The sequence below is a fragment of the Congregibacter brevis genome, assembly GCF_045689245.1.
GTDB classification, from domain to species: Bacteria; Pseudomonadota; Gammaproteobacteria; order Pseudomonadales; family Halieaceae; genus Congregibacter; species Congregibacter brevis.
Map to the genome: position 1 here is coordinate 3,659,057 of NZ_CP136865.1, position 22,167 is coordinate 3,681,223.

Below are 22,167 nucleotides of genomic sequence, written 5' to 3' on the forward strand. Positions count from 1 at the left end.
TCTTAACTCTCGGATTGCTGTGGAGCGAAGATAAAACGATGATCGTCCCCTATTTGCCTACGATCGATCAGTCGTAGCCTCAGGGCCTCAGCCATTCGGTCGAGGGGCAAGTCCAGTAAGGGACGCGCGTGACTACCAAGAAGCACGGGTGCCATATAGACGATCAGTTGATCGACCAGGCCACTTTGGAGCATCGCACCCGCTAAAGTGGGGCCAGATTCTAACAGAATCTCGTTACATTCCCTCGCGGAAAGTTCACCAACGATGTCTGCGGGAGCCAAGCCCCGCCCCGCCCTAGGCAGCGCCGTGTGATCAATCCCCGGTGGCAAATTGGAGTGAGCTTCCCTCGAATGAAGCAGCAGACTGGGCTGATCGCCTTGCAATACCGCGGCGTCGGCGGGTGTACGTAGATGGCTATCAGCGACAACTCGCAATGCGCGCCGCATTGGCGGCGGCAAACGCTCGTGCCCAAAGGATTCATCTCGAACCGTCAAAGCACAATCGTCTGCCAGAACCGTACCTATCCCGGTGACGACAGCGCAGCTTTCTGCGCGCAGCTTCTGCACATCCTGTCGCGCTTGGGGCCCCGTGATCCACTGGCTCTCGCCCGAAGCCATAGCTGTGCGCCCATCTAAAGACATTGCCAGCTTCATACGAAGCCTCGGCCTGCCCCTGCGCTGCCTCGCCAGAAAACCCGCTAACTGCGACTCAACGTTAGCGGCCATAAGGCCCGCTTCCACCTCAATACCCTCGCTCAGCAATTGCCGAATGCCGCCACCATCTACCTTGGGGTTAGGATCGCGCAGTCCAACAACCACACGCGCGACGCCAGCAGTTATCAGAGCCAGTGAACAAGGAGGAGTTCGGCCCGTATGAGCGCAAGGCTCCAGGGTGACATAGGCGGTGCTTCCGCGTGCGGCGTCACCGGCGGCCTTTAATGCCACGACTTCGGCATGATCACCGCCCGCAGGCTGAGTGAAGCCCTCCCCGACTACGATCGAGTCTCGCACGAGCACGCAGCCGACGTGAGGGTTAGGCCGCGCCCAGTACTTCCCACGTCCGGCCAAACGCAGAGCGCGGGCCATAAACTGATGATCGATTGCAGAAAACATCGAGCAAGCGACGCCTTAGGCGTCGTTGTCAGCAAGGGGGCTTACAGGGGGGATCGCTCGGGATTCCGGCTCGGCCTGCAGGCGCTCGATAGCAGCCTGGAATTCGGCAATGTCTTCAAAGCTTCGATAAACCGATGCAAAGCGTACATAGGCCACTTTATCGAGTTCCTTGAGACTATCCATCACCAACTCGCCAAACACCCGCGAGTTCACCTCGCGTTCGCCAGTAGCGCGAAGTTTTTGCTTGATATGACTAATTTCGGCCTCGATCAACTCCACGGAGACTGGTCGCTTTTCCAGGGCGCGTAGGAATCCGGCACGCAGCTTGTCTTCATTGAAGGGCTCTCGACTGCCGTTTTGCTTGATCACGCGAGGCATGACCAGTTCAGCCGCCTCGTAGGTGGTGAAACGCTCCTTACAGGACAAACACTCGCGGCGGCGGCGGACTTGAGCGCCGTCGGTCACCAAACGGGAATCGATGACCTTGGTGTCGTCAGCCGAGCAAAAGGGACAATGCATTCGCGGTTCCGCCTATGACTGAGTAATTCATGCCCGGCTCAACAGGCCAAGACTCAAGCGGCAACCGCCGAACCAGCCGCCGGACGCTCTCCGTAGACCGGAAAACGCGCACAGATCGCAAGAACCTTTGTCTTCACGGCGGTGATAGTCGCATCCGCGTCACCTGTTTCAAGCGCCTCGAGCACGTCACACATCCAGTTAGTCAGCTCGCGGGTTTCCGCTTCACCAAAGCCTCTAGTGGTAATCGCTGGTGTCCCCACCCGCAGTCCGGAGGTAATGAAAGGTGAGCGGGGGTCGTTAGGAACCGCGTTTTTATTCACAGTAATATTTGCGGCGCCCAATGCTGCATCGGCATCTTTGCCTGTGTAAGGCTTGCCGATAAGGTCGACGAGCATAAGGTGGTTGTCTGTACCACCAGACACAATGTTGATACCGCGTTCCATGAACGTCGCGGCCATGGCGCGGGCATTGGTAACAACTTGCTCCTGATAAGCCACAAACTCAGGCTGCTGAGCCTCGAGAAAACTCACAGCTTTCGCCGCGATAACGTGCATCAACGGACCGCCCTGCCCTCCGGGGAAAACCGCCGACTGGAACTTTTTCTCCAGCTCTTCGTTCGCTTTCGCCAAAATAATGCCGCCGCGGGGACCACGAAGCGTTTTATGGGTGGTTGAAGTAACCACATCGGCGAAGGGTACCGGATTGGGGTAAACCCCCGCTGCCACCAGACCCGCGACGTGTGCCATGTCGACCAGAAGATAAGCACCCACCTCGTCGGCAATAGCGCGATAACGCGACCAGTCCACCACGCGGCTGTACGCAGAGAAACCGCCGATTATCATTGCTGGCTTGTGTTCTCGGGCCAGTGCGTCGAGCTGATCGTAATCTATCTCGCCCGTGTGGTTGTCCAAACCGTACTGGATCGCGTTGTAGTGCTTACCCGAAAAGTTGGGCTTGGCACCGTGGGTGAGGTGTCCACCGTCAGCCAAACTCATACCCAAGATCGTATCGCCCGGCTTGACCAGCGCCTGAAACACTGCGGAATTAGCCTGAGAACCCGAATGAGGCTGCACATTCGCGTAATCCGCACCAAACAGAACCTTCGCACGCTCTACCGCGAGCTCTTCTGCTTTGTCTACGTACTCACAGCCGCCGTAGTAGCGCTTACCGGGATACCCCTCGGCATATTTATTAGTGAGCACTGATCCCTGCGCCTGAAGCACCCGTGGACTGGCATAGTTTTCTGAGGCTATGAGCTCAATATGCTCTTCCTGACGACATTCTTCGTCGCAAATGGCGGAAAATAGGGCATCGTCGAAGCCCTCAATAGACATGGCATCGTCAAACATGGCGATCTCTCCTGATGCGCGCAAAAGTGGGAAAGGAGAGATTTTAACCGAAAGCCGGCATCTGGCCTATCTCGACTGTGCATTTGCTAGAATCCGCGCCTCAAACCAGAGGAATCAGATCTACACATGGCACAGTACGTCTACAGCATGAACCGAGTGGGCAAAGTCGTCCCACCCAAAAAAACCATCCTTGAGAACATTTCTCTGTCGTTCTTTCCCGGGGCCAAGATCGGCGTTTTGGGTTTGAATGGCTCGGGCAAGTCGACGCTCCTCAAAATCATGGCCGGCCTGGACACGGACATCCTTGGCGAAGCGCGTCCCCAGCCTGATCTGAATATTGGCTATCTGCCTCAAGAGCCGCAGCTCGATCCCGCGAAGGACGTGCGGGGCAACGTAGAAGAGGGACTGAGCGTTGCTCTGGATGCTCTCGCTGGACTCGAGAAAGTTTACGCAGACTACGCCGAGCCCGATGCGGACTTTGACGCCCTTGCAAAAGAGCAAGCACGTTTAGAGGATGTTATTCAGGCCACGGATGCACACAACATTGACCACCGTCTGGAAGTTGCTGCGGACGCTCTGCGCCTCCCACCTTGGGATGCGGATGTCGCAACTCTATCGGGCGGTGAGCGTCGACGCGTCGCGCTTTGCCGCTTGTTGCTTTCGGGCCCGGATATGTTGCTTTTGGACGAACCCACAAACCATCTCGATGCCGAAAGTGTCGGCTGGCTAGAACGTTTTCTGGAGGACTTTCCCGGAACCGTGGTCGCGATTACTCACGATCGTTACTTTTTGGACAATGCTGCAGGATGGATCCTAGAGTTAGATAGAGGCCGCGGCATTCCCTATGAAGGGAATTATTCAGACTGGTTGGACGCAAAGGAGCAACGACTCGCACAGGAACAACGACAGGAAGCCTCCCATCAAAAAGCGATCAAGGCTGAACTGGAGTGGGTGCGCAGCAATCCAAAAGGACGGCAGGCCAAGAGTAAAGCGCGTCTGGCACGCTTTGAGGATCTACAGTCGCAGGAGTTTCAAAGTCGCAACGAAACGAATGAAATCTACATACCACCGGGACCGCGTCTGGGGGATAAGGTCATCGAGGTGCAGAATCTTTGCAAGACCTACGATGACCGCCTCCTCTTCGAAGACCTGACTCTCTCTGTACCAAAGGGCAGCATCGTTGGGATAATCGGTGCCAATGGCATGGGCAAGTCGACGTTGTTCCGACTCATCAACGGTGAAGAGCAGCCGGACTCCGGGACTATCGAGCTGGGCGAAACCGTCAAGCTCGCTTATGTAGATCAGTCCCGAGATGACCTCGCGGGAGACAAAACCGTGTGGGAAGAGATCTCTGATGGCCTAGATATCATGAATATCGGTGGCTACGAGGTTAACTCCCGCTCCTATGTGGGCCGCTTTAATTTTAAGGGCTCCGACCAGCAAAAGTTCGTCAAAGACTTGTCGGGTGGCGAGCGTAACCGGCTGCATCTCGCTAAGCTTCTAAAGCAGGGGGCTAACGTACTGCTCCTGGACGAGCCCACCAATGATCTTGATGTTGAGACCCTCCGAGCGCTAGAGGAAGCGATACTTGCGTTCCCCGGCTCAGTAATGGTGATTTCGCACGACCGCTGGTTTCTGGACCGAGTCGCGACACACATCCTCGCCTACGAGGACGACGGCGGTGTTGTATTCCATGAAGGCAATTACAGTGATTATGAAGAGGACCGGCGACAGCGCATCGGCGCTGCCGCAGATCAACCCCAGCGCCTTCGCTACCGGAAACTAAAATAGGGTCTGCTAGGCTTTTGCTCTCGCGGGTGGCTGTGCTTCAATGCGCTCTGTATTCAGTAGCAGGGAGTAGAGAATGAGTGAATTCCCCGGAGAGCGCCGACAGTTTTCCCGCGCAAAAATTGATCTCCCGGTAGAGATTCATCAGGGCGGCAGCGTCTGGCATCAGCGACTGATCGACATTTCAGTAGCGGGCATTTCCACCGACCAGCCCGATGTTTGGGATGCACAATATAACGAACCCTTCACACTTATCATCGACGCAGGGCGCTACGGAGCACTGGAACTGCATGCTTACCTGCAGCATGTCGAGGCACAAAGGCTTGGCTTTGCAGTACAGCACGTCGATCGCAACAATGTTGAACCGCTGCGCTCTTTACTGTCTGAGCATGTTTCGGATCCCGTGGCCTTAGAAGCAGATATCGAAAAGCTGGATCGACAAGAATGACAGACCGCAGTCCCTCGTCTCCCAGCAAAGGCATTTTAAGAGACCCCCTGTTTCACTTTGCCCTTATCGGCCTGGCACTTTTTATAGGCTTTGTCCTTCTTAACGACGCTTCCACAACTACCGACGAGATTACTGTTAGCGTGGCTCAGCAGGAGCAACTGGTCGCCGCCTACACCCGCGTCTGGCGACGCCCTCCTAGCGCTGAAGAGCTCAAAGGTTTGCTGGATGACTGGATCCGCGAAGAGATAGCTAATCGCGAGGCACTTACCCTTGGGCTGGCAGCAAACGATCAGGTGGTGCGCCGGCGACTTCGGCAAAAGTATGAGTCTTTCATGGACCAGTTCGCCGCATCGATAGAACCGACGGAAGACGAACTCCAGAGTTGGTATGCCTCCAACGGTGAAGACTACCGGCAGGATGCCAGATACAGTCTGCGCCAGCGGTTTTTTAGCAGCGATCGTCGTGACGACGCCCAAGCCGATGCCGCTTCAGTATTGGCTGAAATCGACGTGGATGACCCGCAGCTAGATGGGTCGCTGGGCGACGCCCTGGCTATACCACAGCGTTTTGAAGACAGTCGGGAAACCGAACTGGGCAACCGCTTCGGACAAGCTTTTACCGATAGTTTAGAAAACCTACCGCAAGGACGCTGGTCTGGGCCTGTTCCTTCTGCCTACGGATTCCATCTGGTGTTTTTGGAGTCAGCAGAGTCGCAAACTGTGCCCGAGCTCGACGAAGTGAAGGCGGCGGTGCTTCGCGACTGGCGCGCAGAGCACATGGAGAAAGCCCGTAACTCCCTCTACGCTAGCCTACTCGAGCGCTACAGCATTGACGTTCAAACACCCGCCGCAGTTTCAGAAAGCTAGTATTTTACAAGTCCAGAGCCAAGGCTTCCGCTAGAGTCGCTACGGCGTGCACCTGCATACCTGGCGGAGATGTCTTGGGTGCGTTACCCCGAGGCACAATCGCTCGAGCAAAGCCGTGTTTAGCCGCTTCGGACAGCCGCTCCTGCCCCGACGGGACGGGCCGAATCTCTCCCGCTAGACCGACTTCTCCAAACACCACCAGGTCTCGAGGTAGCGGCCGATCTCTGAAACTCGACACAATGGCCAGGAGCAACGCTAAATCAACGCTCGTCTCAAGGACACGGACGCCTCCGACAACGTTGGCAAATACATCCTGATCACCCACCTGAAGGCCACCGTGGCGATGCAGAATAGCTAAGAGCATAGCCAGACGGTTCTGCTCCAAGCCTACGGCCAGACGACGGGGATTACCCAAGGGGCTATCGTCCACCAGCGCCTGTATCTCCACCAGCAAGGGTCTAGTGCCCTCCCAGACCACCATGACAACGCTGCCGGAAGACTGCTTCTCACCGCGCTCCAGAAAAATCGCTGAGGGATTTCGTACCTCGCGTAGCCCCTGTTCGGTCATAGCAAAAATACCCAGCTCATTCACCGCACCGAAACGATTTTTCTGGCCTCGTAAAGTTCGAAATCGCTGATCATCAGAGCTCTCGAGCAGCACCGAGCAATCAATCATGTGCTCAAGTACTTTGGGACCGGCAAGGCTCCCATCCTTGGTCACATGGCCTACCAGCAACAAAACGATGCCCCGCTGTTTCGCGGCACGGGTCAGCGTGGCTGCGCAGTCGCGCACCTGAGATACGCTCCCCGGAGCGGAGCTCAGCTCTTCGCTGTACACAACCTGAATAGAGTCAACCACCAACAGCTTGGGCTGATGGGCGTCCAAAGCCGTCAGAATAGCTTCGACATTGGTTTCCGCCATGAGTTTTAGTTGATCTAGGGGGAGAGAGAGGCGCTGCGCACGCATCGCGATCTGCTGAGGGCTTTCCTCTCCTGTGACATACAGCGCGGGCATTTGACTGGCCAGGCCGCAGCAAGCCTGCAGAAGTAGCGTGCTCTTCCCCGCGCCAGGATTGCCTCCCAACAGAATCGCTGAACCTGGCACAAGGCCGCCACCCAAGACGCGGTCGAACTCCGTCATCCCCGTGGGAATGCGCTGCACTTCAGATACATCAATCTCACTGAGCACACGCGCTGGCGCGAGTTCCCCAGCAAATCCCTGACTTCGGCCCGCAGAAGACCGTCCTGTACTTTTAGCACTACCCAAACGTATCTCGCTTAGCGTGTTCCAGGCCCCGCAATCGCTGCACTGGCCCTGCCACTTGTGATAGTCCGAACCGCAGTCGCTGCACACAAAAGCGGTTTTTGCCTTGGCCATCTAGATTTCCATGTGAAAACTCAGCCGCGATGCTACAACTAATGACGCAAGCTGGGTATGCTGTGCGGCCGCTATATTTAAGCAGAAGTGTGCATGGCCCCTCGTCCTCTCATTCCCGACTCCCAACTGGTGTTTTCCGCCGAGCTTGCGGCGGCTGTGGGATTGGCTGAGGCGGTTTTGCTACAACAAATCAAAGGCCTATACCTACATCAACCCTCAACTCGTCGTGACGGACTGGCCTGGCTACACGTAAGTAGAGCCTACCTACTTCAACTGCTACCGTTTTGGAATCCCGAAGAGCTTCAGAGTATCTGTGATTCTCTGGAATCTTTGGGCCTACTGAGCATAGATCGTAAGACCGCCGCGCAAGACTCACTGTTGCTGGCAATCAACGAAGCGCCGATCAGAGAACCTGCTGTGACGACTCAAGCTCCCAAGGTGTCACAGCCAGCGGTTGAAAGCGCACCAGCGCCAATGCCCGTAAGAAAATCAACCACCACAAACGTCAACAGCAAAGCTGTAACTCCCGGGGCCACCACGCCGCGGCCCTCAAAGCGCACCGGGGAACCCTTGCCACCGGATTTTCAGCCGAGTGAAGATATGCTCGAACTGCTGGAGCGTTTTCATGGGGTACCCAGAGGATTTGCTCTGCAACAGACTGAAGACTTTACGCTGTATTGGCGTGAGCGCGGTAGCGCGGGACACGCCTGGCAAAATCGCTTTAAACAGCATGTACAATTCCAATGGGCTCGACAGCAACAGGAATCAACGGGGGTAGACAATGCAGGACAGCGGGGAACTGGCGCAGCGCGTCGAACGCGAGATAGCAGCCTCGAAAGCGACCTCACCGATACCTCCTGGGCAGAGTGACTCACGGCAAAAACCGGATCCAGCTCTTGTCGAGGCGATCAATCAGGTCTTTGCGCTTTTTCGACTGAACTACCACAACCAGTACTACGCTGCTTTCAGCGAGGCGGAGCAGCTCCGTCAGATCAAGAAGCTATGGCTGGACTCTCTAAAGGACGTGCCCCCGGCTCAGATTCTTCAGGGCGCGAAGCTCGCCATTGAAAATAGTGAGTACCTACCAACGCTCAATCGCATGCACAAATGTTGCGAAGAGAGCCTCCCCGCACTAGGACTCCCCGATCCGCGTTCAGCCTATCTCGAGGCCTGTAATGCCGGCTCACCACCAGAAGCGAAGCACTGGTCGCACCCTGCGGTTTATTGGGCGGGGCGTGACTGTGGCTGGCAACAGCTAGCTACTAGCGCCGAAACACACAGCTGGCCGCTATTCAGGCGCTGCTATCAATCACGCTGTGCCACGCTGCTTAGGGGTGATGAAGTTCCGAACGTGCCCGAACCCGCCAAAAACCATTTGCAGTCCAAAGCTTTGCAAGGGGATGCAGCCCTCGAGCAGATACAACGCTTGAGAGTCGACAATGATTTATAGAGGCCGTTTATGCGACTAAACCACGCAACCACCCTACTCAAGAAATCGCTGGCACCTGTAGCCCTAGCCTGCCTTTCGAGCCTCCCAGCGTCGGCCGCCAACGCACAGTCAAACGTGGCGACAGAAGACCCCTCCGCTCCGTGGAACTGGTCGGACAAGACCGTTTTTGATGCTGTGAATCACGTGCGCGCCGGCAGGGACTTAACACCCGCGGCTTGGCCCGGAGAGGCTCGAGTAGCAGTACTCCTGTCCTTTGATGTAGATAACGAAACAGTCATGGGGCTTCGCACGGGGGAAGTCAGCATCGGGCCTCTATCTCAAGGGCAGTATGGTCATCGCGTGGCGCTGCCGCGCATTGTGAAGCTTGTAGATGACGAAGCCATTCCCTCGACGTTTTTCTTCCCCGCCTGGAGCCTGAAGATCGCACCCGAGCAAGCGACCCTGATCAACGAGTCAGGCCACCACGAGATTGCCGTACACGGCTGGATTCACGAGCGAAACACGAGTCTCGATGCCGCGACGGAAGCTAGGCTCCTGGCACAAGCAATGGACACGATCGAAGACATTAGTGGTAAGCGGCCCGTAGGCTACCGTGCGCCGTCTTGGAACCACAGCCCGGCCACGTTAAGTATTGTTCGCGAGATGGGCTTTCTCTACGAAAGCTCACTCATGCATGACGACCGCCCCTATGAACTTGTGCAAGACGGAAAGCCTACGGATCTGGTCGAACTGCCCGTAGACTGGATTCTCGACGATGCCCCCCTGATGAACCCCTTGGGTAACCGCTATATGAACCCCCGAGACATTATGCAGGTGTGGATTGATGAGTTTGATAAGGCCTGGGAAGAAGGCACGCTCTTCTTACTTACTCTTCACCCCCATGTTAGCGGCCACCGATCACGTATCGTGGCGCTGGAGGGATTGATCAAACACATCAAAGCGAAGGGTAATGTTTGGTTCGCCACCCACGAGGAAGCGGCACGCTACGTTCGCACGCAGGCAAAAATGGATCAGTGAAGATAGATTGACTAAGACGACTCAGTATTCGTCGGAGTATCCGCTCGAGGCGCCTCGGGCAAGATTTTCAAAACGCGTGTATTCACCAAAAAATGCCAGGCGACAGGTACCGATGGGACCGTTACGCTGCTTACCAATGATGATTTCTGCCGTACCTTTATCTGCAGAATCAGGGTTATAAACCTCGTCTCTGTAGATAAACATAATCACATCGGCGTCCTGCTCGATGGCACCGGACTCTCGCAGGTCTGAGTTCACTGGGCGCTTATTGGGCCGTTGCTCCAAGGAACGGTTAAGCTGCGAAAGTGCCACAACAGGACAGCGAAACTCTTTCGCAATCGCTTTGAGACTTCGTGAAATTTCTGAAATCTCCGCCGTGCGGCCCTCGGACGCGCCCGCGACCTGCATAAGCTGCATGTAATCGATCATGATCATGGCGATGTTGCCGTGCTCACGCTTCACCCGTCGAGCTCGACTGCGGACCTCTGTAGGGGTTAAAGCGGGGGTGTCATCTATCAGTAGGCCGGTGTTCTTTAGCTTCCCTACTGCGTGAGAGAGGCTCTCCCAGCCGGCTTGATCCAAACGACCGGTGCGCACAAGTGTTTGATCGATGCGACCGATAGACGACAGCAAACGCATCATCAGTGCTTCGGCTGGCATCTCCATAGAGAACACCAGCACTGGATCTGACTGAGCCAAAATAGCGTTCTCTACAAGATTCATAGCAAAGGCCGTCTTCCCCATAGAGGGCCGTCCCGCCACAATCACCAAATCGGACTTCTGTAGACCCGAGGTATACTTATCGAGATCGATATACCCGGTGGTCAAACCCGTAATGTCGCCACCGCTATTGCATAGTTCTTCAATGCGCTGCACGGTCTCGGTGAGCAGCGCTCCCACTTCCTGGGGCCCGCCCGCTTTAGGGCCCTGCTCTCCAATCTGCATGATGAGGCGCTCGGCTTCATCGATAAGTTCCGAAGAGCTGCGTCCCTGCGGGGTAAAACCGCTGTCGGCAATCTCCTGAGCAGCTTCAATCAAGCGCCGTAGCGCTGAACGCTCACGGACCACCTGCGCGTAAGCGCGGATATTTGAGGCACTAGGCGTGTTTTCTGCGAGCTCTGAGAGGTAGGCATGGCCACCCGCAGCGTCTAATTCGCCACTCAGCTGCAACTGATCCGCGAGGGTAACCACATCAACGGGTTCTGCAGCCTCAGCGAGGTGACGAATCTGGCGAAAAATTAATCGGTGATCGGGACGATAGAAGTCCTCGGGGCTCACCATTTCAGCAACGCTATCCCAGGCATCCTGGGAGATCATGAGTCCACCGATAACCGACTGCTCAGCTTCGATAGATTGAGGTTGGAGCTTGATGCGGGCAACGTCACCATCGTAGGGACGGTTGGACTGGGTTCGTTGTGGACTAACTTCTGCCATCAGCGGGCCTTGCCGGCACAGGGCTGTCCAGAGTAGCCCAAATTACGAGAGGGAAAAAGCAAGCGCGGCTGGAAAGCCGCGCCTTTTACCTAAGATCGTGCTGCGAAAAAGCCACGATCAAAGTACTGCTCTTCGAAACAGGCTTACTCGGGAACTACGGCTACAGATACATCCGTCATAACATCGGGGTGTACCTGAATAGCAATGCTGTATTCGCCGACTTCGCGTAGGGCACCCTCTGGCAGTCGTACTTCGGATTTATCAACGTCACAGCCAGCTGCGGTCACAACCTCAGCAATGTCGCGTGTACCGATAGAACCAAACAGCTTACCTTCTTCACCAGCGTTGGCTTCGATAGTCAGCACGTCCAATGCCGCTAGAGCCTCTGCACGGCCCTGAGCTGCTGTAAGTGCCTCAGCTGCAGCACGCTCGAGATCCGCGCGACGAGCTTCGAACTCGGCAACATTTGCCTCAGTTGCGGGCACGGCTTTGCCCTGGGGAATCAGAAAGTTTCGGCCATAACCCGCCTTCACAGTGACTTTGTCACCCAGGCCGCCGAGGTTGCCGATATTTTCCAGCAAAATAATTTCCATGATTTGGTCCTCTGTATCAGTGCTCTTGAGCACTGCTATCTCAGTAGTGCGAATTAATCTTTTGGGTCGTCCGAATCATTGTCATCGGAAACGTCCTGCTCTTCCTCAGCGTCGTTGCTCCTCGGCGCCTCGTCTCGAACTGAGACAACAGGCGTCGCGGTCTGCCATCGATCGCGAAAATTCATCACGGTGTCTGCCAGCACGAGACCGACAAGCCCCAGTTTGGCTGCGTCAAACACCAGCCATGCGGCATAAATGCCGCCCATCCAAAAACTGCTCTGACCCTTAAAACGTGCTCTCGCATGCAGCAGCGAAAACCCCGTAATGGTCAAGGGAAGCAACAACGCCGCCCCCCAACTGCGAAAAGCCAAATCTGTCACCGCCAAACCGCCTGCGGCCGCGGCTAATCCCCAAACCAGAGCCTTGGGCAGCTGCACCTCTCTAAATTCGCTGCCAAAGCCTCCCGGGTTGTACAAGGAAGCCTGCCAATAGCGAGCCAAGGCCAGGCACAAAAAACTCAGAGCGCCATTTGCCGCACCCATCATGCCTGCTAGCTGACCTAGGGTCGGCGGCTGTAAGCCCAGTGGTTGCCCCCCGGCTTCGAGCGTTTGTGCCTCCAGCGCAGTGAAAAATTGCGCAAACAGCGACGCAAGCTCGGCCAGCATGGGCTGCCCAAACGCCAGCAAACCCAAGCCTGTCACCACGGCAACGGCCGCACTAGCAACCGCAGTAAGTGCCAAGCTCACAGATGCCCGCAAAACCAAAGCGAGCACCGCAGTACCCAGCAACATCGCCAAGGCGCTGCTATCGCCGGATACTCGTGTTACCAAAAGCGCCGGTAAAGATGCCCAAAGCACCAACCACAAACCTTCCTGGCTACCTTTACGCAAGGTAACCAAAGCCACCACGCCGGCCCCTATCCAGGCAAACAACAAACTTCCAGAGCTTGCGACCGCGAGCAATAACGCACGATAGCGTCCACTCATTGCAAATCGCGCAAGTCCTTGCATACCGCTTAGCTACTCAATGACCGAACTTGTCCGGGCTGGCTTTACTAACTACACGTTAGCCAACGTCAACTACGAGACATCGGGAAACTCGTTCTCGATGTCCCAGGTAATCAACGGTGGCCGTCGGTGTAAGGCAGAAGAGCAAGGAAACGAGCGCGCTTAACCGCTGTAGAAAGCTGACGCTGGTACTTGGCCTTAGTGCCTGTAATACGGCTTGGAACAATTTTGCCAGTCTCAGAAATGTAAGCCTTAAGCGTATCGAGATCCTTGTAATCGATCTCTTTAACGCCTTCAGCAGTGAAACGACAAAACTTACGACGACGGAAAAAACGTGCCATCTGTTACTACTCCTTTTAGATTCGCGCCTTAAGCCTCAGCTTCTGCAGCTGGTGCTTCTTCGGTGGTGTCGTCAGAAGCACTGTCGTTCTCACGACGAGGCTTCTCGCTACCCTGACGGTCCTCATAGCGGGACTTGCGCTCGCGGCTCTCTTTCTCCGCCTTCATGATCGGCGACTCATCCAAAACCGGCTCATCGCGACGAATCACGAGGTTGCGGATAACGGCGTCGTTATATCGGAAAGTCGTAGTCAGCTCGTCCATGGCTTCGTTGGAAGCCTCGACATTCATAAGAATGTAGTGAGCTTTGTGAACTTTGGAGATCGGGAAAGCCAACTGTCGACGGCCCCAGTCTTCCAAGCGGTGTACAGAACCGCCATCTTTGGTAATGGTATTGGTGTAGCGTTCAATCATGCCGGGGACCTGTTCAGACTGGTCCGGATGCACCATGAACACGATTTCGTAGTGTCGCATCAACGAGCTCCTTACGGGTTTTAGTCATCGGCTTGAGTACATCGTCAGGCCGTAGGACAAGGAGAAACGGCCAAGGTTGACCGTCCAAATTTTGAGGCGCGGAGTCTACAGCCCTCCAACGCCGTCTGCAAGCAGTCTTTGGCGACGTATTTCGAACAGAGAAACCCCGGTCGCCACGGAGACGTTAAGACTGCTCACAGCGCCCGCCATCGGAAGACTAATCAAGAAGTCACAACGCTCCCGGGTAAGGCGTCGCATACCCGCACCTTCGGCGCCCATCACCAGTGCAATGGGACCGCTGAACTGCGTCGCATACAGACTCTGTCCGGCCTCACCGGCGGTCCCATAGATCCAAACTCCGGCGGCCTTTAAGGTATCCAGGCTTCGCGCAAGGTTAGTCACACGTACCAAGGGCACCGTCTCTGTCGCGCCGCAGGCTACCTTCCGAACGACGGCAGTGATATCCGCGGCATTGTCCTTGGGCACCACAACAGCGGTGACACCCGCGGCGTCGGCACTCCTCAGGCAGGCGCCCAAATTATGAGGGTCGGTAACGCCATCCAGCACAAGCACCAGCGCTTGCGGATTATCCGACAGGGCCTGCTGAAGCTGAGCCTCGCTCCATCTAAGGTCGCTCTGCCCCGCCGTATTCTCACCGAGTTCTGCGACTACGCCCTGATGCCGCCCGGAAACCAGCTCATCGAGCTTAGCCCTTGGGAGACGACTAATCGGTACATCCGCGTTAGACGCGAGAACGAGCAGTGCCTGCATACGGCCATCATCTCGGCCCTTTTGCAGCCACAGGCGGCTTACGGATTTAGGCTTCCTCCGCAGGAGCTCTTCTACCGCGTGGAGGCCAAAAGTATATTCAGTCGCCACCGCTATCTACCTTTGGGCTTCCGCTTGGGGCCACTCTTAGCGCCGGACGCAGCACCGCCCTTAGCGCCAACCTTTGCCAGCCCTTTGCCATTCTTTGCACGTTTAGTACTGGGGGCCTGCTTAGACGCACTCCCGCTGCCACCACTACCACGATTGCGCCCACCCGACTTCGCTCCGGACTTTACTGGCAGCTTTCCTTTTGCGCGTGCACCAACACCTTGGCCAGCCTTAGACGATGATTTTGTTGAACCGCCACCACCTTTACCGGAACCAGAACCTTTGCGTTTTCGAGACTCCGGGAGAGCGACAGGCTCCAGATCAATCTTGCGCTCATCTAAATTGACCGCAGCCACCAACACCTTGATCGCTGCGCCCAACTGAAAACTGCGTCCCGTTCGTTCACCAACCAGTCGCTGCTGCGCCGCATCAAATCGGTAGTAGTCACCGGGAAGCGACGTGACGTGCACAAGTCCTTCTATATAAAGGTCGTTTAACTCTACAAACAGGCCAAAGTTAGTGACCGCGCTAACCACGCCGTCAAACTCGGTACCCACGTGCTCGCGAAGATACTCACACTTAAGCCAAGACTGTACTTCTCGCGTGGCTTCGTCGGCCCTCCGCTCAGTGAGAGAGCATCGCGTACCAAAGGCGGCCATCACCGCGTCGTCATAGGGGTAAATCTGCGCCTTCTTTAGCTCCGACGCTCCCCGTACGCGCTGTACCAGCTTACTGCGCTCTTTCGAGCGTATGACACTGCGTATCGCGCGGTGCACCAATAAGTCAGGATATCGGCGAATGGGCGATGTGAAGTGCGCATAGCCGGGATAGTTAAGACCGAAGTGCCCAAGATTTTCTGCTTGATAAACCGCTTGGCTCAAAGAACGGAGAAGCATGGTTTGGACAATGCTCGCATCGTCGCGCGTAGCGATTTGCTCAATGAGCAACTGATAATCCTCAGGCGTAGGTTTCAAACCTCCGCGCAAACCCAACCCCAGCTCACCCAGAAACGCGCGAAGGTTTTCCAGCTTCTGCTCACCCGGTCCTTCGTGTACACGATAGAGTACGGGAAGCTCATGGCGTTCGAAGAAGCGTGCGGCTGCAACGTTAGCGCAGAGCATGCACTCCTCAATCAGCTTGTGCGCGTCATTACGCTGCACAGGGACAATGGCATCGATTTTTCGCTCATCATTAAAAATGATGCGGGTTTCGACGGTCTCAAAATCAATGGCTCCACGTTCTTCTCGAGCCTGTCTCAAAACTTTGTAAAGTGAGTGCAGTTGCTCGAGGTGGCGCACTAACTTATCGGGCACCGCGCTGCTGGAACCCGTATCCAAAACCTCAGCCACCTGGGTATAAGTGAGTCTGGCATGGGAGTGAATGACTGCCTCGCAAAAACGAAACTGCTTGAGCTCCCCAGTGCTGGTAATCTCCATTTCGACAGCCAAGGCAAGACGATCGACTTGCGGCTTTAGAGAACACAAACCGTTGGACAAGACTTCCGGAAGCATGGGCACCACTCGCTCCGGAAAATACACAGAATTACCGCGCTCAATGGCCTCTTTGTCCAGGGCACTCGTCACACCCACATAGTGAGAGACATCAGCGATAGCGACCCAAAGGCGCCAGCCGCCTAAACGGCGTTTTTCACAGTAGACAGCGTCATCAAAATCTCGCGCATCTTCACCATCAATGGTGACAAAAGGCTTATTACGCAGATCTATTCGGTGTTTCTTATCTTCCTCTTCGGGCTCTTCACTCAGCGCGGCCGCTTCGTCCAGCACCGCGTCCGGCCACTCGTAGGGAATCGCGTGGGAACGTATAGCAATGTCAATCTCGAGCCCCGGATCCAAATGCTCACCAAGGACCTCAACGATCTTGCCCTTTGCACCTAAACGGTTCTCTGGGTAGTGCGTTATTTCAGCGGTGACAATCTGTCCATTTTGCGCGTCACCCTTGAGTTTCGGAGGAATGAGAATCTCCTGATGGATGCGCGCGTTATCGGGTAGCACGACCCCTATACCGCTTTCTTCCTGATAGCGTCCGACAACCCGGCTAACACCCCGCTCCAGCACTTCGACGACCTTACCTTCGGAGCGTCCGCGAGAATCAACACCGGTAACAGCAACAAGCACGGTGTCGCCATCAAACAAGCTGCGCATATGCCGCGCACTCAGATACAGGTCTTCCTCGCCGTTTTCGGGCTGTGCAAAGCCATAGCCATCCCGATGCCCCTGGACACGACAGCGCAACAAATTTAGAGCTTCAACCAGACCATAGGCACCCCTACGGTCTATATGCAATTGCCCATCCCGCTGCATGGCACGCAGGCGCCGACGCAAGGCCTCCAAATCACGATCGTCAGACAACGCAAGATCCTGCGCTATACGGTCATTCGTTAGAGGGCCATCAGCGCCCCGAAGCAGCTCCATGATGGCTTCTCGAGACGCAATGGGATGATCGTAACGCTCTGCCTCACGGTGAGCATGGGGGTCTGAAGATTTGCTGCGTGGCTGTCGTTGTTTTTGCGGCTTTTGCGGCTTGCGCTGCTTTGACATAGGTTTTCCGGTGAGAGTGCGAGATCGAAAATCGCAGATAAGGTCAGTATACGTGATGATCGATAACACTGGGGAACAGCCGTGAGTTTCGCGCACGATCCGGCACTGATACGAGGCATCTATGCAGATGGTAAAACTGAATAACGCGCTAGCTTCATGTGCTGGTCGGCAATTGTGACCCGGAACCCTTGGGGAATCGCGAAGCCAAGCCCTTGAAACTGCATTGCGCGCAAGGCCTTTTGAACACGGTCGAATAACACTTTCATGTGGCTGTTCGAGGACAGGAGGGCTATCTACAAGAATCTTCGGAAGGACTTGGAGAATATCAGTTACACTGCCGCACCGCCTCGCTAGCTCTCGCGCTGCGCGTTACGCCCACCTATACACTGGCACCAATACACAGGTAATCCAAAGACAATGAAAAGCTCGAAAGCAATTGCAACGCCCCTGCGCCTAACGTTCTTTTGGCTACTTACCTCTTGCGGCTCGACGTTCGCTCAGACAACGGTACCGATCAATGTAAAAGACAACATTAGCTCATCAGTGGGCTCAGATGTGACCGGCTCCTTTAATCAACAAATTCTACCCGGCCGTCAAATCATAATGACACCGATCACGCTGAATCAGCCGACGTCAATTACACGAGTCGTGCAACGCAGCAACCAAACCTTGACCTCGACCTCTGCATTTGCCTACTTCATTCACGAGCCGAGTCCACCCTATGCTTTCCTTGAATCAGGGCCAGCGACATTAGACACCAGAGCCTCGACCTCTGACATCACCCTGACTGGAGCCAATACAAATCGGGATGAGTTTAGCCTCGCCACGTCGGTATTGCCCCCGGGCGACTACTTTTTTGGCGTTGCCGGAAACGATAGCCAAAGCTACCAATTGATAGGAAGCACCGTCGGACCAGGCCGCGAACCACTTCTCGCGGAATCCGGTGGGGCACCATTTATCGCCGGCACCGACATCAGGTTGTTTATGAACATCTTCGGGGCGCAAACACCAACAGACGTAAAAACGGTGCCCGTAATGGCCTGGCCGCTTCTGCTACTGATGAGCTTTGCACTAACTATCATTGCTCGGCGACACGTTAAAGCAGCCAGAGGACGCGCCGCTTAACTCTCCGACCCAGATCAGCTCGTGATTGACAAAACCGAGGGCGCTACGTAATCTTCGCGCCCTCAATGAGCGCTGCCTCGTTGATGCCCAGGTGGTGAAATTGGTAGACACGCTAGCTTCAGGTGCTAGTGCTCGCAAGGGCGTGGAGGTTCAAGTCCTCTCCTGGGCACCACTTTGTAAATTCTAGAAGTATCTAACTCGATATACGGACTACTCGCCTGCGTTCATGGCGCGAAGTCTTATCCTGACGTATGAGCCCGGAGCTACGGGCGCAGACCGAGCCAGCAAAATGACAAGAGCAACGTAGCTTATACGCCAGAGCGATCGGCTAACGGCAACGGCAACGGCAACGGCAACGGCAAAAACCTTGTAAGCCAAGCATCGTAACTAATGCGATCGCATAAAAACCCTGGGTCTAACCTTTGGCAATAACTAAGGCGAAACCGCAGGGGCATCCATCAGCACAAAGAGCAGTCCCTAGAGATCCCACAGAAAATGCCGGTCAAAATCTAGGACGCCAAGATACAGCGCTGCGTAGATCGACTGAGAAATAGCAGCCAAAAGCGGCATCACGGCGAGTGTTTTAAAAGCACGTCTTGCATGAGTTCCGTGATCATTCCCTTTGCAGCGGGCTTCGCTGATGGCGCCGTTTCAAACCGCCTCAGGACACCATGCGCTTAAACGCGCTCTTGTGCTTATCAATGAGCTGGTGCTTTAAGGCACCCAAAATATGGGCCCCCAAAACAATGTACAGAAGATACGGCAATAAGTATTTGTGCATCATCCCCCACACGATGGTACCCGTCTTACTGAAGCCCCATAGCGGCTCGAGTTCCCATGCAAAGAAGAATGTGGGTGCACCATGAAAACTAGTCATGACAAAACCCGATACTGGAATCAGGATCATCATTGCGTAAAGACTGATGTGCGCAGCGTGGGCAAGCTTTCGCTCCCTTGCGCTAAGCGAAGCATCTAAAGCGGGTCGCGGCGACTTTCGATTCCAAAACAATCGGAACACAACAAGTGCCAAAACAATAACGCCAATAGTCTTGTGCACCACATAGTACTCAAGGCGATAGGCCGTGCCTTCGGGGATAATCGACGCGAAGATACCCATGGGAATGAGCGCCAGGAAGAGCAGCGCGGTGGTCCAATGAAGAACACGAGACACTCGACCATAGCGATCTGCTTCATTTGCGGCACCGAGCGCCAAGTTGTCGGTAGCTTTGCTTTGCTTGAAAGCGACACTGAGCAACGCGACCCCAGCAAGCAGCGAGATGATAGCCTGAATCCAGAGTAATACGGGTTTTGCAGAATCAAGGGGCGTTTGATTGGGCTTTGGGTTTTCCAAAAAACCTGTGCCCAGAACATACAATAAGAACCAGGCCGCTATAGACAAGCAACCGAAGGCAGCCAAAATACTGCCAAAAACCCGGACCCTTGGTGCATTGTGATTCAAAAACCAGGCTGTCAATCCAGACGCTAAAACAATACTCAGCGCTACCCAGCTTTCACTATTCCCCGGTTGACGTTCGCTAATCTGCAGCGCCTCGACGGCCGCTGCGCTTTGGCAAATAGCAAGACTCACTAGCGCAAGAAGAACCCGCTGCAACACACCCATATCACTTCCTTTCGGCGCCTGTACGCCAGAGTTATAAACTAAGACAAAACACCAGCAAACGCCGACTGCGTTTAAGGCTTGCGCTAGTTCTGACGATACGCCGTTTAAACGCAGCTCAAAAACAGTCGGCGGTGTCTATGTACAGTTACAGCTTGACGATCAACTTACCGCGGTTACCACCCGTGAAGAAAAGATTCAGGCCCTCTATGGCCGACTCCAAACCTTCCAGTGTGTGCGTGCGGAATTTAACTTTGCCGCCCAAAACATAAGGAGTAAGTTTTTCCAGCAGAGCCGGTGCGTCACCAAAATGATCAGGCATCGCGAAGCCGCGTACCGTAATACGCTTCTTGATAAGCGGTATCCAGTTTGGCCCGGCTGCAGGATCAGCACTTCCATAATCGGCAATCATCCCGCACACAACAATGCGTCCGTGAGCATTCATACGATGGAACACATGGTGTTGAATTGCGCCACCGGTGTTTTCGAAATAAATATCCACACCATCGGGTGTCAGCTGAGCCAGTTTTGCAGCGATGTCGTCAGACTTGTAGTTAATCGCGCCGTCAAAGCCGAGCTCATCACAGATCCACTGACACTTCTCATCGTCGCCAGCCACACCGATGACTCGAAGACCATCCGCTTTTGCTAACTGACCCACGATTGAACCGACGGACCCGGCGGCGCCGCTAACGACAATAGTCTCCCCGGACTTGGGGTCGCCAAAGCCGTACAGACCCTGCGTGGCCGTCATTCCGGGGAGGGCGAATACCGCCAGTACCGTTTCGGGATCAAGGCCAGGGGGAAGCTTGTTAAAACCTTCACCGTTGCTGACTAAGTACTCAGTCCATCCGGTCATACCGCGGACCGCATCGCCAACGGCAAAATCAGCGTGATTGCTCTCCACCACCGTACCTACGCCAGAAGCTCGCATGACCTCGCCCAGGCCAACCGGCGGAATATAACTCTCCGGATCGGGGCTCATCCAACCAATCATCGCGGGATCCAAGGACATGTGCGTCTGCTTGATGAGAATTTCGCCGGGCCCTGGCGACGGAATGTCTGAGCTAACGACATCAAACAGATCCGGCGTAATCGCTCCGGGGGCAGGACGGGCTACTAAGTTAATGCGGGTATAGGTACTCATGGTGATCTCCTGTTAATGCTCTTGCGTTGATAAAGGCATTATTACTTCATGTAATTCCGTGTTATATAGCCCAATTAGCGCAACTTTGTTGTCTTTAAGACAACAATAAAATTCAACTCATACTGCGAGCCCCGCCATGGATCAGCTAAGAGCACTGCGCTATTTCTGCAAGGTCGTAGAAACCGGCAGCTTTACCCGTGCAGCCGAGGCTTACTCCGTACCGCCTTCCTCACTGTCTCGCCGTGTAGCCGATCTCGAGAAAAGCCTCGGCGCCAACTTACTCAAGCGTAGTACGCGTGTTGTAAAGGTCACCGAAATCGGCCAAATCTACTTTGAGCAGATTCAGGACATCCTCCTGCAGTTAGAGCAAAGTGACGAGGCTGTACGCAGCTATCAGGCCAAGCCCATGGGGCAGCTCCGGATCAGTTCCATGGTTGGTTTTGGAGAACGATCACTGCTGCCATTACTTGGGGAATTTAAAATCCTCTACCCCGACATCATTTTGGATGTGAGTCTCAGTGACGAGCTCTCTACCTTGGGCAGGGACGATGTAGATATCGCGATACGCGGCGGCTATGCGCCCAATGAGCGAGTGCAGGCTATCCGTTTAATGGACAATGAGTTTATTCCTGTGGCCTCCCCAGCCTATCTAGAGACCATGGGCACGCCAGACGGTGTCTTTGAACTACGGCAACATAAGGGGTTGTTTTATAGGACGCCAAACGGGCCAACACCTTGGCTATGTGAACTCGCCGGGGAATGGCATGACGTATCCGCACCTGCTGTGGCGGTATCAAACAATGGTAAATGGTTAGGAGAGCAGGCCGTCGCTGGACAGGGCATCATGATGGCGCCCCGCTGGTCCCTGGCCGACTATCTGGCCAAGGGAGAGCTGTGCGAGCTACATTTTGATCCAGTGCTGCGCATCAGCCAAAATGCAGAACTGGCGATCTACCTGCTGTATCAGAAACAACGCTACCTTGTGCCTAAGGTGAAAGCCGCCGTAGATTTTCTCGTGGCGCGATTCTAAAACGGGTCCACCCACAAAACGAATGAGAGGCCCGTCGCC

General features: G+C 55.1%; 21 protein-coding genes and 1 tRNA gene. 9 read left to right on the top strand and 13 right to left on the bottom strand.

Going from position 1 to position 22,167, the window contains the following annotated elements; translation table 11 throughout:
- Positions 1-2: 2 nt before the first annotated feature.
- The 3 genes from ribD to glyA are packed head-to-tail and all read right to left on the bottom strand — an operon-like array spanning position 3 to position 2,980.
- Positions 3-1,112 (bottom strand): bifunctional diaminohydroxyphosphoribosylaminopyrimidine deaminase/5-amino-6-(5-phosphoribosylamino)uracil reductase RibD, encoded by a 1,110-nt coding sequence (gene ribD, locus R0137_RS16340; RefSeq protein ID WP_407327484.1) that lies wholly within the window; start codon positions 1,110-1,112, stop codon positions 3-5.
- Between the two features lie 15 nt (positions 1,113-1,127).
- Positions 1,128-1,631: a transcriptional regulator NrdR gene (gene nrdR, locus R0137_RS16345; RefSeq protein ID WP_407327485.1), complete on the bottom strand. Its 504-nt coding sequence runs from the start codon at positions 1,629-1,631 to the stop codon at positions 1,128-1,130.
- Between the two features lie 53 nt (positions 1,632-1,684).
- Positions 1,685-2,980 (bottom strand): serine hydroxymethyltransferase, encoded by a 1,296-nt coding sequence (glyA, locus tag R0137_RS16350; RefSeq protein ID WP_407327486.1) that lies wholly within the window; start codon positions 2,978-2,980, stop codon positions 1,685-1,687.
- Between the two features lie 126 nt (positions 2,981-3,106).
- Here glyA and ettA point away from each other — a divergent pair, with 126 nt between their 5' ends.
- The 3 genes from ettA to R0137_RS16365 all read left to right on the top strand — a co-directional run bounded on the left by ettA (position 3,107) and on the right by R0137_RS16365 (position 6,082).
- Positions 3,107-4,771 carry an energy-dependent translational throttle protein EttA gene (gene ettA, locus R0137_RS16355; protein ID WP_407327487.1) on the top strand — a complete coding sequence of 555 codons (1,665 nt, stop codon included), beginning with the start codon at positions 3,107-3,109 and terminating at the stop codon, positions 4,769-4,771.
- A 73-nt stretch (positions 4,772-4,844) separates the two neighbouring features.
- Positions 4,845-5,216 carry a PilZ domain-containing protein gene (locus tag R0137_RS16360; protein WP_407327488.1) on the top strand — a complete coding sequence of 124 codons (372 nt, stop codon included), beginning with the start codon at positions 4,845-4,847 and terminating at the stop codon, positions 5,214-5,216.
- Entirely contained in the window at positions 5,213-6,082 is an 870-nt protein-coding gene (locus tag R0137_RS16365; RefSeq protein ID WP_407327489.1) for a peptidyl-prolyl cis-trans isomerase, read from the top strand. Before R0137_RS16360 ends, R0137_RS16365 begins: the two co-directional genes overlap by 4 nt.
- A gap of 4 nt (positions 6,083-6,086) precedes the next feature.
- Here the strand turns inward: R0137_RS16365 and radA are convergent, their stop codons facing one another.
- Positions 6,087-7,460, bottom strand: a complete 1,374-nt coding sequence (gene radA / locus R0137_RS16370) for a DNA repair protein RadA (RefSeq protein ID WP_407327490.1) — start codon at positions 7,458-7,460, stop codon at positions 6,087-6,089.
- Between the two features lie 93 nt (positions 7,461-7,553).
- Here radA and R0137_RS16375 point away from each other — a divergent pair, with 93 nt between their 5' ends.
- Genes R0137_RS16375 through R0137_RS16385 form a run of 3 tightly spaced genes read left to right on the top strand, consistent with a single transcriptional unit; the run spans position 7,554 to position 9,927 of the window.
- Positions 7,554-8,330 carry a DnaT-like ssDNA-binding domain-containing protein gene (locus R0137_RS16375; RefSeq protein ID WP_407327491.1) on the top strand — a complete coding sequence of 259 codons (777 nt, stop codon included), beginning with the start codon at positions 7,554-7,556 and terminating at the stop codon, positions 8,328-8,330.
- A complete protein-coding gene (locus R0137_RS16380) occupies positions 8,242-8,910 on the top strand; it encodes a replication protein P (RefSeq protein ID WP_407327492.1) in 669 nt (222 codons plus the stop codon). The genes R0137_RS16375 and R0137_RS16380 overlap by 89 nt, the downstream gene beginning before the upstream one ends.
- 9 nt (positions 8,911-8,919) lie before the next feature.
- Positions 8,920-9,927: a polysaccharide deacetylase family protein gene (locus tag R0137_RS16385; protein ID WP_407327493.1), complete on the top strand. Its 1,008-nt coding sequence runs from the start codon at positions 8,920-8,922 to the stop codon at positions 9,925-9,927.
- A gap of 21 nt (positions 9,928-9,948) precedes the next feature.
- On the opposite strand, the gene dnaB is transcribed toward R0137_RS16385, so the two are convergent.
- The 7 genes from dnaB to rnr form a co-directional block, all read right to left on the bottom strand.
- On the bottom strand, positions 9,949-11,361 hold the full coding sequence (gene dnaB / locus R0137_RS16390) for a replicative DNA helicase (RefSeq protein ID WP_405272463.1): 1,413 nt from the start codon (positions 11,359-11,361) through the stop codon (positions 9,949-9,951).
- Positions 11,362-11,504: 143 nt separating this feature from the next.
- Entirely contained in the window at positions 11,505-11,954 is a 450-nt protein-coding gene (gene rplI / locus R0137_RS16395; RefSeq protein ID WP_407327494.1) for a 50S ribosomal protein L9, read from the bottom strand.
- Positions 11,955-12,007: 53 nt separating this feature from the next.
- Entirely contained in the window at positions 12,008-12,940 is a 933-nt protein-coding gene (locus tag R0137_RS16400) for a hypothetical protein (protein ID WP_407327495.1), read from the bottom strand.
- A gap of 134 nt (positions 12,941-13,074) precedes the next feature.
- Positions 13,075-13,302, bottom strand: a complete 228-nt coding sequence (gene rpsR / locus R0137_RS16405; protein WP_008292688.1) for a 30S ribosomal protein S18 — start codon at positions 13,300-13,302, stop codon at positions 13,075-13,077.
- Positions 13,303-13,330: 28 nt separating this feature from the next.
- A complete protein-coding gene (gene rpsF, locus R0137_RS16410; protein WP_405272469.1) occupies positions 13,331-13,774 on the bottom strand; it encodes a 30S ribosomal protein S6 in 444 nt (147 codons plus the stop codon).
- Positions 13,775-13,879: 105 nt separating this feature from the next.
- Positions 13,880-14,653, bottom strand: a complete 774-nt coding sequence (gene rlmB, locus R0137_RS16415) for a 23S rRNA (guanosine(2251)-2'-O)-methyltransferase RlmB (protein ID WP_407327496.1) — start codon at positions 14,651-14,653, stop codon at positions 13,880-13,882.
- Between the two features lie 2 nt (positions 14,654-14,655).
- Positions 14,656-17,208 carry a ribonuclease R gene (gene rnr, locus R0137_RS16420; protein ID WP_407327497.1) on the bottom strand — a complete coding sequence of 851 codons (2,553 nt, stop codon included), beginning with the start codon at positions 17,206-17,208 and terminating at the stop codon, positions 14,656-14,658.
- Positions 17,209-17,625: 417 nt separating this feature from the next.
- Between rnr and R0137_RS16425 the strand changes: the two genes are divergently transcribed.
- Together R0137_RS16425 and R0137_RS16430 are read left to right on the top strand one after the other, a co-directional pair.
- Positions 17,626-18,333 carry a hypothetical protein gene (locus R0137_RS16425; RefSeq protein ID WP_407327498.1) on the top strand — a complete coding sequence of 236 codons (708 nt, stop codon included), beginning with the start codon at positions 17,626-17,628 and terminating at the stop codon, positions 18,331-18,333.
- A gap of 85 nt (positions 18,334-18,418) precedes the next feature.
- Positions 18,419-18,505: transfer RNA gene (locus R0137_RS16430), tRNA-Leu, on the top strand.
- 489 nt (positions 18,506-18,994) lie between these two features.
- Here the strand turns inward: R0137_RS16430 and R0137_RS16435 are convergent.
- Both R0137_RS16435 and R0137_RS16440 read right to left on the bottom strand, forming a co-directional pair.
- A complete protein-coding gene (locus tag R0137_RS16435; protein ID WP_407327499.1) occupies positions 18,995-19,954 on the bottom strand; it encodes a cytochrome b in 960 nt (319 codons plus the stop codon).
- Between the two features lie 145 nt (positions 19,955-20,099).
- Positions 20,100-21,098, bottom strand: coding sequence for an NADP-dependent oxidoreductase (locus R0137_RS16440; RefSeq protein ID WP_407327500.1), 999 nt, complete (start codon positions 21,096-21,098; stop codon positions 20,100-20,102).
- A gap of 136 nt (positions 21,099-21,234) precedes the next feature.
- On the opposite strand from R0137_RS16440, the gene R0137_RS16445 reads away from it, so the two are divergent.
- A complete protein-coding gene (locus R0137_RS16445) occupies positions 21,235-22,128 on the top strand; it encodes a LysR family transcriptional regulator (protein ID WP_407327501.1) in 894 nt (297 codons plus the stop codon).
- The last annotated feature ends 39 nt before the right edge of the window (positions 22,129-22,167 follow it).